At 67.6% G+C, this 14,976-nt stretch carries 13 protein-coding genes and 1 pseudogene; 7 read left to right on the top strand and 7 right to left on the bottom strand.

The window, feature by feature from the left end:
* Window positions 1–347: 347 nt before the first annotated feature.
* Window positions 348–659, top strand: a complete 312-nt coding sequence (locus E3O50_RS05960; RefSeq protein ID WP_134448018.1) for a hypothetical protein — start codon at window positions 348–350, stop codon at window positions 657–659.
* 108 nt (window positions 660–767) lie between these two features.
* Here the strand turns inward: E3O50_RS05960 and E3O50_RS05955 are convergent, their stop codons facing one another.
* The 4 genes from E3O50_RS05955 to zapE all read right to left on the bottom strand — a co-directional run bounded on the left by E3O50_RS05955 (window position 768) and on the right by zapE (window position 4,800).
* A complete protein-coding gene (locus E3O50_RS05955) occupies window positions 768–1,490 on the bottom strand; it encodes a DUF2071 domain-containing protein (RefSeq protein ID WP_134448016.1) in 723 nt (240 codons plus the stop codon).
* Between the two features lie 4 nt (window positions 1,491–1,494).
* Complete coding sequence (locus E3O50_RS05950) at window positions 1,495–2,001, bottom strand: type II toxin-antitoxin system PemK/MazF family toxin (RefSeq protein WP_241975430.1); 507 nt, start codon at window positions 1,999–2,001, stop codon at window positions 1,495–1,497.
* A 184-nt stretch (window positions 2,002–2,185) separates the two neighbouring features.
* Window positions 2,186–3,451, bottom strand: coding sequence for an ammonium transporter (locus tag E3O50_RS05945; RefSeq protein WP_134448014.1), 1,266 nt, complete (start codon window positions 3,449–3,451; stop codon window positions 2,186–2,188).
* Window positions 3,452–3,741: 290 nt separating this feature from the next.
* Complete coding sequence (gene zapE, locus E3O50_RS05940; RefSeq protein ID WP_134448012.1) at window positions 3,742–4,800, bottom strand: cell division protein ZapE; 1,059 nt, start codon at window positions 4,798–4,800, stop codon at window positions 3,742–3,744.
* Between the two features lie 186 nt (window positions 4,801–4,986).
* Here zapE and E3O50_RS05935 point away from each other — a divergent pair, with 186 nt between their 5' ends.
* Together E3O50_RS05935 and E3O50_RS05930 are read left to right on the top strand one after the other, a co-directional pair.
* Window positions 4,987–5,889 carry a sulfurtransferase gene (locus tag E3O50_RS05935; protein WP_134448010.1) on the top strand — a complete coding sequence of 301 codons (903 nt, stop codon included), beginning with the start codon at window positions 4,987–4,989 and terminating at the stop codon, window positions 5,887–5,889.
* A gap of 20 nt (window positions 5,890–5,909) precedes the next feature.
* Window positions 5,910–6,344, top strand: coding sequence for a SufE family protein (locus tag E3O50_RS05930; RefSeq protein ID WP_134448008.1), 435 nt, complete (start codon window positions 5,910–5,912; stop codon window positions 6,342–6,344).
* Window positions 6,345–6,349: 5 nt separating this feature from the next.
* On the opposite strand, the gene E3O50_RS05925 is transcribed toward E3O50_RS05930, so the two are convergent.
* Window positions 6,350–7,579 (bottom strand): alpha/beta fold hydrolase, encoded by a 1,230-nt coding sequence (locus tag E3O50_RS05925; protein ID WP_134448006.1) that lies wholly within the window; start codon window positions 7,577–7,579, stop codon window positions 6,350–6,352.
* A gap of 63 nt (window positions 7,580–7,642) precedes the next feature.
* Between E3O50_RS05925 and E3O50_RS05920 the strand changes: the two genes are divergently transcribed.
* From E3O50_RS05920 to E3O50_RS05905, 4 genes are all read left to right on the top strand, one after another.
* A complete protein-coding gene (locus tag E3O50_RS05920; RefSeq protein ID WP_134559836.1) occupies window positions 7,643–8,233 on the top strand; it encodes a DUF3000 domain-containing protein in 591 nt (196 codons plus the stop codon).
* The gene (locus E3O50_RS05915) at window positions 8,226–9,422 is read left to right on the top strand and encodes an HRDC domain-containing protein (protein WP_134448002.1); all 1,197 of its coding nucleotides are present in this window, start codon (window positions 8,226–8,228) and stop codon (window positions 9,420–9,422) included. The genes E3O50_RS05920 and E3O50_RS05915 overlap by 8 nt, the downstream gene beginning before the upstream one ends.
* A gap of 77 nt (window positions 9,423–9,499) precedes the next feature.
* Window positions 9,500–10,699 carry a thiolase family protein gene (locus E3O50_RS05910; RefSeq protein ID WP_134448000.1) on the top strand — a complete coding sequence of 400 codons (1,200 nt, stop codon included), beginning with the start codon at window positions 9,500–9,502 and terminating at the stop codon, window positions 10,697–10,699.
* 3 nt (window positions 10,700–10,702) lie between these two features.
* On the top strand, window positions 10,703–12,856 hold the full coding sequence (locus E3O50_RS05905) for a 3-hydroxyacyl-CoA dehydrogenase NAD-binding domain-containing protein (protein WP_134559834.1): 2,154 nt from the start codon (window positions 10,703–10,705) through the stop codon (window positions 12,854–12,856).
* Window positions 12,857–12,946: 90 nt separating this feature from the next.
* On the opposite strand, the pseudogene E3O50_RS05900 reads toward E3O50_RS05905, so the two are convergent.
* Both E3O50_RS05900 and E3O50_RS05895 read right to left on the bottom strand, forming a co-directional pair.
* A pseudogene (locus E3O50_RS05900) lies at window positions 12,947–13,920 on the bottom strand (aldo/keto reductase).
* A gap of 112 nt (window positions 13,921–14,032) precedes the next feature.
* Window positions 14,033–14,950 carry an NAD-dependent epimerase/dehydratase family protein gene (locus tag E3O50_RS05895; RefSeq protein WP_134559833.1) on the bottom strand — a complete coding sequence of 306 codons (918 nt, stop codon included), beginning with the start codon at window positions 14,948–14,950 and terminating at the stop codon, window positions 14,033–14,035.
* Between the last annotated feature and the right edge of the window lie 26 nt (window positions 14,951–14,976).

Here is a 14,976-nt window from a genome sequence, read left to right as displayed (position 1 = left end):
ACCGGAGGCCGCCGCGAGCGTGGAGAATCCTCCTTGCACTCTGAGTGTCCGCTGTGCCATGCTCGACCCAAGCCAGACAAGAACTACAGTTCCCGACGACTGACCCAGCGAACCCTCCGGCGCATCAGTGCGACAGAGGGCACCTTCTTGTCCAGCATCGATCTCTCGGCGCAGCGCACACGACGCCCCCTGCTGCCGTTCGTGCTTTCTGCTGCCGCACGTCACCCGAGCAGCCGCCACCCGGACGATCACCCGACCGACCTCCGGTTCCTTCAGCTGTCTGGGTTCCCCATACCCATCTGCCGCCTGCCCGTCCGGGTTCCGGCGCCCACAGAAAGGCCGTCACCATGACGACTCCCGTAGCCTCCGCAGTCAACCCCGGCAAGACCCTCGGTATTGTCGGTCTCATCCTCTCCCTCGTCTCGCTGCAGCCCTTCGGGCTCATTGTCAGCATCGTCGGCTTCGTCAAGTCGAAGAAGGCAGGACTCGGCAACGGCTTCGCCCTCGCCGGAATCATCATCAGTGTCGTCGGCATCATCGTCGTCGGGATCGTGATCGCGGTCGCAGTCAGCGCGGGCGTCAACCTTGCGGCATTCTGCACGGAGCACGGCGCAGGCGTCTTCGACAACAACGGAGTCACCGTCACCTGCGGGGCATAGTCCCCCGGCTTCCCGAACGCCCGACAGGGCCCCCTCGACCGTTACCGGCGAGGGGGTCCTGTTGTCAATGGGCTCCCCGCTCGGCCGCCGGACCGCCAGTGATACGGGTCAGCCCGTTCCGAAACGGGTCGTGACGCCCGGCGAATACAGCACCGAATCCGGTACGCGCCCGCTGAGCGCCGGGAAGCCGGCCTCGGCCAGCAGAGTGTCGTCCAGGTGCACGAGCTCGGCCTGGACGAGCTCCCAGGGCTCGTGGTGGTTACGGAGGTAGACCGTGCGCCCCCTGGCACGGGTGAAAAGCGCCCAGCGCGCCGTGAGGAAGTCCGCGAGCGGTTCACCGGTCACCGGTTCCATCCCCGGCCGGACGACGATATCGGTCCTGGCCCGGCCTGCGAAGTGCCGCAGGGAGGAATAGCGGTACTCGCCCGCCACGACGGCCAGCCGCGTCCGCGACCACATGTACGGAAGTGCGAACGCGGCACGGGCAGCGAGCACCGCCGCGAGCCGCGACGCCTCGAGGGAGACGAAGACGACTCCGCGTCGCCCCTCGGCGTCGACGGCGTAGAGCCGGACATTCACCTCCACGAAATTCCCGAAGTACGGAATGGGTGGGCTGCCCCAGATCGTGGCCCGATCCAGGACGAACGGGATGAGGCCCACCCAGCTGGTGCCGTCGAATTCGTCGGGAACCAGGCCCGCGGGCAGGAGCGGTGCGACCTCGGCGGCCGGCACGCGCCAATGCACGAAGCAGAGGTGCGACCAGCGCTGGCTCGCAACAGCCCGGCCGGCGAGGGGCGGCGCAATCGACGAGGCCGGGTGGCTGCTCGGCATGGTCCTAGTTCCAGCCGTAACGGCCGCGCAGGACCGTCGCGATGCGCCCGTAGCGCGCGGCATCGACCCTGGCGGCCTCACGACGCATGCCGCCCGGGTTCACGATGAAGACCCGGTCCACGTTGACCCAGCTGGGACGGCCGCTCCTGTCCCAGTCGCCGACGCCGAGCGCCACATAGTCGGGGTGCCCGGTTCGGTCCTTGCTCGTCAACTGGACGGCCAGGACGGCCCCTTTGCCCGCCTCGGCCACGATCACGACCGGGCGGTCCTTGCCGCGCCCGTCACGTTCCTCGAAGGGAACCCAGGTCCAGACGATTTCTCCAGGGTCCGGACTCGCATTCCGGGTCGGCCGGTAGGCGAGCTGTACATCACGAAGACTCCGCGGGTCGACTTCGACGGTCGCGCCCGCTCCGGTTCGACCAGGGCTCGGAACCGTCGACCGGTCACTGCGAGGCCTCGTCGGCGCGAAGAGTCGCCGCAGGGCACTGAAGAAACCGCGGATGGCTGACACAGCCACACTGTATCGCACCCGATCCGTCAGGCGCTGACGGGCGACTGCTGGGTCGACGGTCAGCATCCGCTCGTGCACAGGCACCGGATCGGACGCAAGAAGGGGCGCATCCGCGTGCCGCGGATGCGCCCCTTCTTGTTTCGGCTGGCTCTGGTTTCAGCTGCCCGCGCAGAGAAAGTGCCGGTTAGACGGCGTCGAGCGCGTAGCCCTCTTCGCCGTGCACGATGGTGTCGACGCCGGCTACTTCGTCTTCGTTCGTGATGCGGAAGCCGATCGTCTTCTGGATGATCCAGCCGATGGCGTATGCCATCACGAAGGAGTAGATGCCGATGCCGAATGCCGCGAGGGCCTGCACGCCGAGCTGGTTGAAGCTGCCCGTCTGGAGGAGGCCGACGTTGTTGCCGACGAGACCGACGTAGAGCGTTCCGATGATGCCGCCGACGAGGTGGATGCCCACGACGTCCAGGGAGTCGTCGAAGCCGAGCTTGAACTTCAGGTCGATCGCGACGGCACAGACGGCGCCCACGATGAGCCCGAGGAGGATGCCCCACATCGGGGTCAGGATGTTACACGCGGGGGTGATCGCGACGAGGCCTGCGACGGCGCCCGATGCTGCACCGATCATGGTCGGCTTGCCGTCCTTGATCTTCTCAACGATCAGCCAGCCGATGATACCGGCGGCGGGTGCTGCGAGGGTGTTGATCCAGGCGAGGGCGGCGATACCGTCGACGGCGGCTTCGGAGCCGGCGTTGAAGCCGAACCAGCCGAACCAGAGCAGTGCGGCGCCGAGGAGGGTCAGCGGCACGTTGTGCGGCTTGGAGATGCCCTTCTTGAAGCCGACGCGCTTGCCGAGGACCAGGGCGAGGGCGAGGCCGGCCGCACCGGCGTTGATGTGCACCGCGGTGCCGCCGGCGAAGTCGTTGACCTTGAGGAGGAAGGGAGCCCAGCCGTCCGTGAGGTTGAACACCCAGTACGCGACCGGGAAGTAGACCAGGGTGGCCCAGACGCCGGCGAAGATCATCCACGCGCCGAACTTGGCCCGGTCGGCGATCGCTCCGGAGATGAGGGCGACGGTGATGATCGCGAAGGTGGCCTGGAAGCCGGCGAACGCGAGGGCGCCCAGGTCGGGTCCGCCGTCCTTGCCGCTCGTCAGGAGTGCGTTGAGGCCGATCAGCTCGGACGGGTTTCCGAGCCAGCCGCCGATGAGCGGCGGTCCGAAGGACAGGCCGTAACCGTAGAGGACCCACAGCACGCCGATCAGGCCCATGGCGCCGAAGCTCATCATCATCATGGAGATGACGCTCTTCGCCTTGACCATGCCGCCGTAGAAGAAGGCCACGCCCGGAGTCATCAGGAGGACGAGGGCTGCCGCGACGAGGAGCCACAGGGAATTGATGTTTGTGGTAAGTGCATCAGTCGTATCGTCCAGCAGGACCGACAGTTCAACCATGGATATGGTTACCTCTCTCTAACTAACAGGGATGACCGCCGACGTGCACAGGGTGAGCGTGAAGCGTGTATCGGCAGGTACAGAGACAGTGTGGAGTGCACACGTTTCCGCACACGCTCAGGGATGTTTCGACCGCGTTACGCGATTGTTGACCGTGTTAACATCGTGTTTCCTGACGCCCGGTATCTCCCGACTCCGCGTTTCCCGGCTTGACTCAGCCGCCGATTCGACAGGGCCGTTCCGGCAAACAGGCACGTCAGAGCCGCATTCGGCCGCGACGGATCCCGGTTTCAGTCGTGCGGAGGGAGCTCGCCCGTTGTCAGTGCCACCATCCGCGACTGGGAGCGCTGGTACTTCTTCCGGTAGCCGCCCGCGAGCATCTCATCGTCGAAGACCTCCGCGAGGGGCAACCCGCTCGCGACGATCGGTATTTCGGCGTCGTAGACGCGATCGATGAAGGCGACCAGCCGCAGGGCATCCGTCTGGTCGGTCAACAGGTAGCTGTCGGTCAGGGCGATGACCTCGACCCCGGCGATCAGTTTGATGTACTTCGACGGATGCACGGTGCTGAGATGCCGGATCAGGGAACCGAAGTCGTCTTCCGTCACGTTCGCTCCCCTGGCCACGAGCGCCGCGACGAGCCGGTCGAGTTCGGGTCCCTCGACGGCGACGGAGTGGCCTTCGATGTCGCGCCTGCGGTAGTCGAGCCCGTCGATGCGGAGGATTTCGAAGTTCGCGGACATGGCGCGGATCTCGCGAAGGAAGTCGATGGCCGCGAACCGGCCCTCACCGAGTGAATTCGGCGGCGTATTGGAGGTCGCGGCGACCCGGGTGCCCGAGGCCACGAGCTCGCCGAGCAACCGCGTCATCAACATGGTGTCGCCCGGGTCGTCGAGTTCGAACTCGTCGATGCAGATGAGCTTCGCCCCGGAGAGCTGCCGGACCGCCGCAGCATAACCGAGCGCCCCGACGAGGGCGGTGTATTCGATGAAGGTGCCGAAGTACTTGGGGCCCGGCGCGGAGTGCCACAGCGCGGCGAGCAAGTGGGTCTTCCCGACGCCGAACCCACCGTCGAGGTAGATCCCCGGGAGTTGCGCTGGAGCCTTCCGGGTACGTGAGAAGAATCCGCCGGGGCGCTGCGGTCGCCAGGCCTCGGCGAAGGCCGTGAGCCGGTCGACGGCCTCGAGCTGGGAAGGGAAGTTCACATCGGGCCGGTAGGACTCGAATGAGGCGTGCTCGAACTGGGGAGGCGGCACGAGTTCGGCGACGATTTCGGCCCCCGTGATCTCGGGAGAGCGTTCCGCGAGCCGATGCAGCCGACTGGGAGCCCGGGGCGCCTCTGGAACCATCGTGGAATACCCGTGTTTCTGTCTCGGTTGGCCATATGGGCTGCTTTTCGGACATTCGTGTTGAAGTATTTCACCACGAATGCGCGACCAGGCCGGACCGCGTACATTCGAAGCGCGGGCCGGAAGACCAGCCTAAACCGCGTTCAAATGATCCCGGGGCACCGCCCGGCCCCACTGGAGGTTCCCATGCCCGTCGATCTCGATCCGGATGCCAAGTTCGCCGCGTACGCTCATCCCGAACGGCTCGTCAGCACGGCCTGGCTGCGCGAACACCAGGGTGATGCCGGACTCACTGTCCTCGAGTCCGACGAGGACGTGCTCCTCTATGAGAGCGGCCACATCCCCGGCGCCGTCAAGATCGACTGGCACACCGAGCTCAACGACGCGGTCCAGCGGGACTTCGTCGATAGCGCTGCCTTCGCGGCCGTCCTGGGTTCGAAGGGCATCGCGCGCGATTCCACCGTCGTGATCTACGGCGACAAGAACAACTGGTGGGCCGCGTACGCGCTCTGGGTGTTCAGCCTCTTCGGCCACCCCGACGTGCGCCTGCTCGACGGCGGCAGGGACAAGTGGATCGCCGAGGGCGGAGCCCTGACCCGCGAGGCCACGGAGGTGGCTGCCGCGGAGTACCCCCTCGTCCCCCGCAACGACGCGCCGATCCGCGCCTTCAAGGACGACGTGCTCGCACACTTCGGCCGCCCGCTCATCGACGTCCGCTCCCCCGAGGAGTACACCGGGGAGCGCACCACGATGCCCGCATACCCGGAGGAAGGCGCCCTGCGCGGCGGCCACATCCCCTCTGCGGCCTCCGTGCCGTGGGCGCGCGCCGCGGCACCGGATGCGACCTTCAAGTCCCGCGCGGAACTCGAGGCGATCTACCGCGGCGAGGCGGGGCTCCGCGAGAACGATGCCGTGATCGCGTACTGCCGGATCGGCGAGCGGTCGAGCCACACCTGGTTCGTGCTCACCCACCTGCTCGGATTCGAGGACGTGCGCAATTACGACGGTTCCTGGACGGAATGGGGCAACGCCGTGCGGGTCCCGATCGTCACGGGAGCGGCCGCCGGTACGGCCCCCGAACCCCGCTGAACCAGGACAGGATCTGATTGATGACCACCACCGAACTGCCCGCGAAACTGGCCGAGATCCAGGAAGACTTCCTCGAGCTGGAACAGAAGGACCGCTTACTCCTTCTGCTCGAGTTCGCCGATGAACTCCCCGAGCTTCCGAGCCGGTACCAGGAGCATCCCGACCTGCTCGAACGCGTCGTCGAGTGCCAGTCACCCGTGTTCATCTTCGTCGATGTCGACGACCGGGACGCGGTGCACCTGCACGCGACGGCGCCCAGGGAGTCCCCGACGACCCGGGGATTCGCGTCCATCCTCGCGCAGGGCCTCGACGGCCTGTCCGTCGCCGAGGTGCTCGCCGTGCCGGACGACTACCCGCAGACCATCGGACTCACGCAGGCGGTCTCGCCGCTCCGCATCCGTGGCATGTCCGCGATGCTCGCCCGCACCAAGCGCAAGCTGCGCGAGCGCCCCTGAGACCGCTATCCGGCCGGGTGGAGCGGATCATCAGGCCCGGTCGGTTCCGCCGGGGATTCGAGTTCGCCGAGCCAGGTCCCGATCGCCGCGTTCCATCCTTCCCTGTCATAGTTCCAGAGTTTGGTGTGCCGCGCGACGGTGAACGGTAGAAAGGTCACGATGTCGGGCCGGCGAACCGCGAGGGCGCGCGACGGGCTCGAGGGCACGTAGCCGTCGTCATCGCTGTGCATCAGGAGCACGGGGAGCTCGAGGTCGTCGGCGCGGGTCACGAAGTCGAGCCTGCGGAAGTCGATCGGACTCGCCTGGCCGGTGAGGCGGCCGCCCCACCGCCGGCCGAGGACCTGCATGGCCCCCGTGGCAACGAGGCCGGGCAGGCGAAGCGTGCTGCCCTGGAACGCGACGACGTCTGCCCAGTCGATCACAGGCGAATCGAGCACGATGCCGGAGAGCAGGTGCGGGTAGCCCGTACGCGTCGCGGTTTGCAGCACGATCGCGCCGCCCATCGACCACCCCATCAGCACGATGCTCGTCGCGCCGCGAGCCGCCGCGAAACCGATCGCCGCATCGATATCGCGCCATTCGGTATCCCCGAGTCCGTACCGGCCGTCGTCGCTTCCCGGCGCGTCGCCGTCGTTGCGATACGAGACCAGGAGGCAGCTGTAGCCCCTGTCGTGGAACACAGGGACGGCCCGCAGGGTCTCCTGCCGTCGCACACCCCGCCCGTGCACCTGGATCACCCAGCGACCGTCCGGCCGCTCGGCGGGGACCAGCCAGGCCGGGGCCTCGCCGACCTCCGTCTGCACCTGCACCTGCTCGAACGGGAGGCCGAGATCCCAGGGACCCAGATAGGAATACCCGCCGAGGCGGCCTCTGCGGGCCTCGCTCAGGTCCCCGTAGTCGATTCGGGCTATCCGGCGGATGACCGCCGTCTTCGTCACGCGGAGGACCTCGCCGAGCTGGGCGTGCCCGGACTCACGCTCGAACCAGAAGCTGTAGTCACCGGGCAACACGGAATCCGGCGTCACCGCGAGCGTGATCGTCGCGGCCTCGAGATCGACGCCGAGAACGTCGGTGTCGTCGGCGCGTGCGTCGGACGGCGTCACGATACGACGCGCCATCACGGCGGCCAGCACGCTCACTCCCGCCACCACGACCGTGGCCGCGCCGGCAACTACGAGAGCCGTGACCGCGACGACCAGTCCGCCCGGCGTCCCTGACCTCGATTTTTCCCGCACGCGTACCTCCGGCTGCCCGGCGTGCCTCACCGACCCGCCCGGAAAAAACTCTAGTCTGCAGACGTGCCCGAAACACAAGAACCACTCCCCCCGGAGTTCGCCGCTGCGCTCGCGGCCATCCGCAGAGCGCACACCCGCACCGACCTGGTGCTCAGCGAAATCCCGGCCCCCGGGAAGCTCGCCCCGCACGCCGTTGCCCTCTCCGCGGATGTCGCCCCGTCACGCCACGGAGGCAACTCCGATCTCGGGACCGGCCGTTTCATCCTCCTCTATGACCCTGAGGAGCCGGAGGCCTGGGGCGGAGCATTCCGGGTGGTCTGCTTCGCGCAGGCTCCCCTCGAGACGGAGATCGGTGTCGACCCTTTCCTCGCCGAAGTGGCCTGGGCCTGGCTGATCGATGCCCTCGACTCCCACGGAGCCCGCTATACCGCGGCATCCGGAACCGCGACTAAGATTATTTCGTCGGGCTTCGGCGAACTTGCGAAGCAAGGCGACGGTGCGCAGATAGAGCTGCGTGCTTCGTGGACACCTGTGGACCACAATCTCACCGCTCACGTCGAAGGCTGGGGCGAATTGATCTGCATGCTCGCAGGTCTTCCCCCGATTGGCGAAGGAGTCAGCATGTTGTCCGCACGCCGAACTGGTCGTGGTTGATCACCGCGTGATCGATACGCGGGACGCCTATCTGGCGGCCACCGCTGCCCTCAGCGAGGGAACGGGACCGATCGGCATCGACGCCGAACGGGCATCCGGTTTCACATACTCCCAGCGCGCGTACCTGATCCAGATGTACCGGCGCGGCGCGGGCACCTTCCTGTTCGATCCGCCGGCGATCGGGGACTTCTCCGAGCTCAACGCGGCGATCGCGGGAGACGAATGGATCTTCCACGCCGCCAGTCAGGACCTCGCGTGCCTGAGGGAGGTCGGCCTCGACCCGCACATCATCTTCGACACCGAACTGGCCGCACGCCTTCTCGGCTTACCGCGGGTCGGCCTCGGCACGGTCGTCGAGGAACTCCTCGGCATCCATCTCGCCAAGGAGCATTCCGCGGCGAACTGGTCGACCAGGCCGCTCCCGGAGAGCTGGCTCGTCTACGGCGCCCTCGACGTCGAGCTCCTCCCCGACCTGCGCGACCGTATGGTCGAGATGCTCGCCGCCGACGAGAAGACCCAGATCGCCGCCCAGGAATTCCAGGCGACGCTCGACCACGAGCCCAAGCCGATCAGCGCAGAGCCCTGGCGCAGGCTGTCCGGGGTGCATTCGATTCGTTCCCAGCGCAACCTCGCCGTCGCGAGATCCCTCTGGCTTGCCCGCGACGACCTCGCCAGGCACCTCGACGTGTCGCCGGGGCGCCTCGTCCCCGACGCGTCGCTCGTCGCCGCTGCACGGGTGTTGCCGGCCAGCAGGCAGGCGCTCGCCGATCTCCGCGAGTTCAGCGGCCGCGCGAGCCGCAGCGAACTCGACAGGTGGTGGACTGCGATCCAGGACGGCATCCGCGCGACGGACCTCCCCTCCCTGCGCGGAACCGGTGACGCCCTTCCCCCGCCGCGGGCGTGGTCTGACCGGAATCCAGAGGCCGACCTGCGGTACAAGGCAGCGCGGCTTGCTCTCGGCCAGATCTCCGAGTCCTTCGCGATCCCGATCGAGAACCTCGTCACTCCGGACTTCGTGCGCCGGATCGCCTGGACGCCACCGGAGCCGATCGAAGTGGAATCCATCAGCGAGGCGCTCGCCGCCCTCGGTGCCCGCGACTGGCAAATTGAACTCACTGCACAACAGATCACGGCTGCCTTTGTCGAAGCCAACCAAAACATCGCCGTAACCGTCGAGGTCGATTCGTAGGATCCGTCCAAGGATTCGACCCGTCAATCGTGCCACCCTAGGATCAACCGACACCTGATCTGATTGATGGAGGCACCGTGGCCGAAAGAGCAGAAGTCGTGTTTGTGGATGGGGTTCGTACCCCGTTCGGACGCGCCGGCGAAAAGGGCATGTACTGGAACACCCGGGCGGATGATCTCGTGGTGAAGGCCATGATCGGCCTGCTGGAACGGAACCCGAAGGTTCCGGGGGAACGTATCGACGAGGTTGCGATCGCCGCGACGACGCAGTCGGGAGACCAGGGACTCACCCTCGGTCGCACCGCGGCGCTGCTGGCCGGGCTGCCGAAATCGGTGCCCGGATACGCGATCGACCGGATGTGCGCCGGTGCGATGACCGCCGTGACCACGGTCGGCGCCGCGATCGGCTTCGGGGCATACGACCTCGCCATCGCCGGCGGCGTCGAGCACATGGGCCGGCACCCGATGGGCTCCGGCGTCGACCCGAACCCGCGGTTCCTCTCCGAGCGGCTCGTCAGCGAAGACGCCCTGAACATGGGCTCGACCGCAGAGCGCATCCACGACCGCTTTCCCGAGTACACCAAGGACCGGTCGGACCGGTACGCGCTGCGCAGCCAGCAGAAGGTCGCAGCGGCGTACGCGGCAGGCAAGATCCAGCCGGACCTGGTCTCCGTCGCCATTCGCAGCGAACAGGGCTGGGGGCTCGCGACCCGCGACGAAGCGCCGCGCCCCGAGACGACCCTCGAAGGCCTCGCCACGCTGAAGACCCCGTTCCGGCCCTTCGGCCGGATCACGGCAGGCAACGCGTCCGGGCTCAACGACGGCGCGAGCGCCTGCCTGCTCGCGAGCGGCGCCGCCGCCAAGGAACTCGGCCTCAGCGTCAAGATGAAGCTCGTGAGCTTCGCCTTCGCGGGTGTCGAGCCTGAGGTCATGGGCCTCGGCCCGGTACCGTCCACCGAGAAGGCCCTCCGCAAGGCCGGCCTCGGCATCACCGACATCGGACTCTTCGAGCTCAACGAGGCCTTCGCGGTCCAGGTCATCTCCTTCCTCGATCACTTCGGCATCGACGACGACGACCCCCGCGTCAACGAGTACGGCGGTGCGATCGCGATCGGCCACCCGCTCGCCTCCTCTGGCGTGCGCCTGATGAACCAGCTCGCGCACCAGTTCGCCGAACACCCCGAGGTCCGTTACGGCCTGACCGCCATGTGCATCGGCCTCGGGCAGGGCGGCACCGTCATCTGGGAAAACCCGCACTTCAATCGGAAGGCAAAGTAAGCGATGACCGACTACACCGCACTCGATTTCTCCGAACTCGTCGCCCTCTCCGGTGACGAGGTCGTCACGCATTCCTTCGTGCGCGACATTCCCCTGTCCGGGGCGCGCACGCTCGCCCTGGTCACCCTGGACAACGGCAGGGACCACACCCGTCCGAACACCCTCGGTCCGGTCACCCTTCTCGAGTTCGCCGCCACCCTCGACGCCCTCGCCGAGCGGGCGGCACGCGGTGAGATCCACGGCGTCGCCGTCACAGGCAAGCCGTTCATCCTCGCCGCAGGCGCCGACCTCGGCAAGGTCAGCGAGATTCCCTCGCTCGCGACGGGCAAGCTGCTCGGCCAGCTCGGCCACCACGCCCTCGGGAAGCTCTCCACGCTCGGTGTGCCCTCGTTCGTCTTCATCAACGGGCTCGCACTCGGGGGCGGTCTCGAGATCGCCCTCAACGCCGACTACCGCACGGTCGACGCATCCGTCGCCGCCGTCGCCCTCCCCGAAGTGTCCCTCGGGTTGATTCCCGGCTGGGGCGGCTCCTACCTGCTGCCGAACCTGATCGGCATCGAGAACGCCCTCACCGTGATCATCTCGAACCCGCTCAAGAACCGGGTCCTCAAGGCCACCGACACCGTCGAGCTCGGCATCGCCGATGTGCTCTTCGGGTCCGCGGCATTCCTCGAGCATTCCATCGCCTGGGCGGACGGCGTGATCGCCGGCACGACGACGGTCACCCGGCCGAACAAGCCGGGAAAGATCGAGCGCCTCGTGAAGTGGGACGCCGCGATCGGAATCGCCAGGCGGATGCTCGAAAGCAGGATCGGGACTGTCGCGCTCTCCCCGTATATCGCACTCGACCTGCTCAAGGCCGCCAAGAGCGGCACACGCGAGGAGGGCTTCGAGCGCGAGGACGATTCCCTCGCCGCGCTCATCGCCGGCGACCAGCTCCAGGCCAGCATCTATGCGTTCAACCTCGTGCAGAAGCGCGCCAAGCGCCCGGCCGGTTCTCCGGATAAGAAGCTCGCGCGCCCGATCACGAAGGTCGGCGTCATCGGTGCCGGCCTGATGGCGAGCCAGTTCGCCCTGTTGTTCGTTCGCCGCCTGCAGGTGCCCGTCGTCATCACGGACCTCGACCAGGCCCGCGTCGACAAGGGCGTCGCGTACATCCACGGCGAGATCGCGACGCTGCAGTCCAAGGGCCGCATCACCGCGGACGAGGGCAACCGGCTCAGGGCTCTCGTGACGGGCACGACGGACAAGGCGAGCTTCTCCGACGCCGACTGGGTGATCGAGGCCGTGTTCGAGGAACTCGGCGTCAAGCAGGATGTCTTCGCCGAGATCGAGAAGTACGTGTCGCCGGAGGCGATCCTCGCGACGAACACCTCGTCTCTCTCCGTCGAGCAGATCGGTGCGAAGCTCGCCCACCCGGAGCGCCTGGTCGGCTTCCACTTCTTCAATCCGGTCGCTGTGATGCCGCTCATCGAGGTCGTGAACACCCCGCAGACGAACGAGACGACCCTCTCGACCGCGATGGTGATCGCGGGCAAGCTGAGGAAGAACGCCGTGATCACGCGTGACACCCCCGGCTTCGTGGTCAACCGCATCCTCGCGAAGCTCCTCGGTGAGGCCATGCACGCTGTCGACACCGGCACCCCGTTCGAGGTCGTCGACGGCGCGATCGCGCCGTTCGGACTCCCGATGACGCCGTTCGAGCTCCTCGAACTCGTCGGGCTCAAGGTCGGAGCGCACGTCCTCGACACGCACCATGCCGCGTTCCCCGACCGGTTCTTCGAGAGCGACAACCTGCACCGGCTCGCCGATCACGGCAAGATCCTCGAGCGCGATGCCAAGGGAAAGGTCACGGGCTTCGACAAGACCGCGAAGAAGATCGTCGCCGGCGGCACGACGCCGATGACGGGCGAGGAGATCCTGCGACGCATCGAGGACGGACTCGCCGACGAGATCAAGCGGATGCTCGACGACGACGTCGTGCACGCGGCGGAGGACATCGACCTGTGCGTGATCCTCGGGGCTGGCTGGCCGTTCCAGATGGGCGGGGCCACCCCGTACCTCGACAGGGTCGGCGCGAGCGAGCGCGTCTTCGGCGGCACGTTCCACACGCCGATGATCCGCGGAGTCTCGTCGGAGGTTCCCGTAGCCCTCTAGCGTCCGCTGCCCGCCTGAGTTGCGCAAAAAACACCCTCGTCGAGTCGGCGAGGGTGTTTTTTGTGTGGCTCAGGCGGGGAGGCACCCTGGTTACCTGTTGACCCCTGACATGTCGGCGTAGCGGTCGCCCGCGGGGGCGTCGAGCGCGCCGAGGGTGGCGAGCTGCGCTTCCGTGAGGATGAGGTCACCGGCGGCGACGTTCTTTTCGACCCTGGCGACCCGCTTGGTCCCGGGGATCGGGGCGATGTCGTCGCCCTGGGCCAGCAGCCAGGCGAGCGCCACCTGGGCAGGGGTCGCGTCGAGTTCCGCAGCGACGGCATCCACCTGTTCGACGATGCGGATGTTGGCGGCCAGGTTCTCGCCCTCGAACCGAGGGTTCGAGCGGCGGAAATCGCTCGCGTCAAGCTGGTCGAGCGAGCGGATGGTCCCGGTCAGGAAGCCGCGACCGAGCGGCGAGTATGGCACGAAGCCGATGCCGAGCTCGCGCAGGAGTGGGAGAAGCTCCTTCTCCGGGTCACGGCTCCACAGCGAGTATTCGGTCTGCAGCGCCGTCACGGGGTGTACGGCGTGCGCGCGGCGAATCGTGTCCGGTGCGGCCTCCGAGAGCCCGTAGTGGCCGATGACGCCCTCCTCGATGAGTTCGGCGAGGGCGCCGACGGTCTCCTCGACCGGGACGCCCGGGTCCATCCGGTGCTGGTAGTACAGGTCGATGTGGTCGGTTCCGAGTCGGGACAGGGAGCCATGCACCGAGAGGCGCACGTTCTCGGGGCTGCCGTCGAGGCCCCTGCTTCCGTCGCCGCGGTGCAGGATGGTGCCGAACTTGGTCGCGACGACGACCTCGTCGCGTCGGCAAGTGCTTTTCCGAGGAGTTCTTCGTTGAGGTACGGTCCGTAGATCTCCGCGGTGTCGAAGAGCGTGACGCCGAGGTCGATCGCGCGGTGGATGGTGCGAATGGACTCCGCTTCATCCGTTCCGGCACCGGAGTAGAACGCGGACATGCCCATGCAGCCGAGTCCGAGCCGGGAGACGATGAGGCCGGTGCTTCCGAGAGTGATGTTCTTCATGCTGGAGAGAGCCTTTCCGATTCTGAGTGGAGGGAGGTCGTCGCCGACCTCGGGGATCGAGACCGTGCTGGGCGGGGTGGGCATGCTGCAACCCTAAAACCTCGAGGGCGGTTCAGGGATGACGGATGCCGACGCCGGCGAGGAGGGAACGGTACCCCTCCCGATAACTCGGGTAGGCGAAGCGGAACCCGCTCGCGAGCAGGAGGGCGTTGCGACAACGCTTGTCGCCGCCGCGAGGTCCGGGCGACGCCCGGCACGCTGACCCGACGGGACTCGCGGGACTGTCGGCCGACTCCCCCACCACTGTCGATGCGCGGCTCGCGAGACCGACCGGATCGGGAACGCCGAGTTCTGCGGCGAGGAAGGCGAGGACGTCACCGCGCCGCGCGGGAAGGCTGTCCGCGCCGAGGTAGAGCGGCGCGGGCTCCGCGTCGCCGGTCACGAGGTGCACGATGGCCGCTGCCGCGTCGTCCCGATGGATGCGGTTGGTGTGGCTCGACAGGCCCTCCGCAGCGGTCGTCCCGTCGCGGACCTGGCCGATCAGGCGTTCCCTGCCGGGCCCGTAGATCCCGGCGAGCCTCAGCACGGTGGCGCCGGGCAGGCGGCCGCGCAGCAGGTCCTCGGCTTCGAGGAGCACGGCACCGGTCCCGGACGAGGGCACAGCGGGAGTTCCCTCGTCGATCCAGCTCCCGTCGTTCACGCCGTACACGGCGGTCGAGGACACGAGCAGGAAGCGGCTCGGTTCGACGCCCGCCGCATCGAGGGCGTCGAGGAGGTTGCGCAGGCCGTCCACGTAGGAGGTGCGGTAGGCATCCGCGGTCGGGCCGGCCGCGGCGATCGCGACGATCACGATGTCGGTATCGGCGGGGACCACGGGCCGCTCACGGGTGAGGTCGACGGCCTGGCCCTCGATCGCGAAGGGAAGAACGCCCGGCGACCTGCGCAGCCCGACGACGCGGTGTCCGAGTGCCGCGAGCCGCAGCCCGACCTCGGTTCCGAGATCGCCGCAGCCCGCGATCATGACCGTCATCGGCATGCCCCGTCGCGCATACGCGG

It is taken from the genome of Cryobacterium sp. MDB1-18-1, assembly GCF_004402735.1.
Taxonomy (GTDB): Bacteria; Actinomycetota; Actinomycetes; order Actinomycetales; family Microbacteriaceae; genus Cryobacterium; species Cryobacterium glucosi.
The sequence above is the reverse complement of the archived record's forward strand: the minus strand, read 5'-3'. Positions and strand labels throughout refer to the sequence as shown.

Bases quoted from the DNA above. Each gene is read 5' to 3' on its own strand.
- E3O50_RS05895 (WP_134559833.1), bottom strand. From the start codon at position 14,950: ATGACGGTCATGATCGCGGGCTGCGGCGATCTCGGAACCGAGGTCGGG.
- E3O50_RS05955 (WP_134448016.1), bottom strand. From the start codon at position 1,490: ATGCCGAGCAGCCACCCGGCCTCGTCGATTGCGCCGCCCCTCGCCGGC.
- E3O50_RS05945 (WP_134448014.1), bottom strand. From the start codon at position 3,451: ATGGTTGAACTGTCGGTCCTGCTGGACGATACGACTGATGCACTTACC.
- E3O50_RS05935 (WP_134448010.1), top strand. From the start codon at position 4,987: ATGCCCGTCGATCTCGATCCGGATGCCAAGTTCGCCGCGTACGCTCAT.
- E3O50_RS05905 (WP_134559834.1), top strand. From the start codon at position 10,703: ATGACCGACTACACCGCACTCGATTTCTCCGAACTCGTCGCCCTCTCC.
- E3O50_RS05930 (WP_134448008.1), top strand. From the start codon at position 5,910: ATGACCACCACCGAACTGCCCGCGAAACTGGCCGAGATCCAGGAAGAC.
- E3O50_RS05960 (WP_134448018.1), top strand. From the start codon at position 348: ATGACGACTCCCGTAGCCTCCGCAGTCAACCCCGGCAAGACCCTCGGT.
- zapE (WP_134448012.1), bottom strand. From the start codon at position 4,800: ATGGTTCCAGAGGCGCCCCGGGCTCCCAGTCGGCTGCATCGGCTCGCG.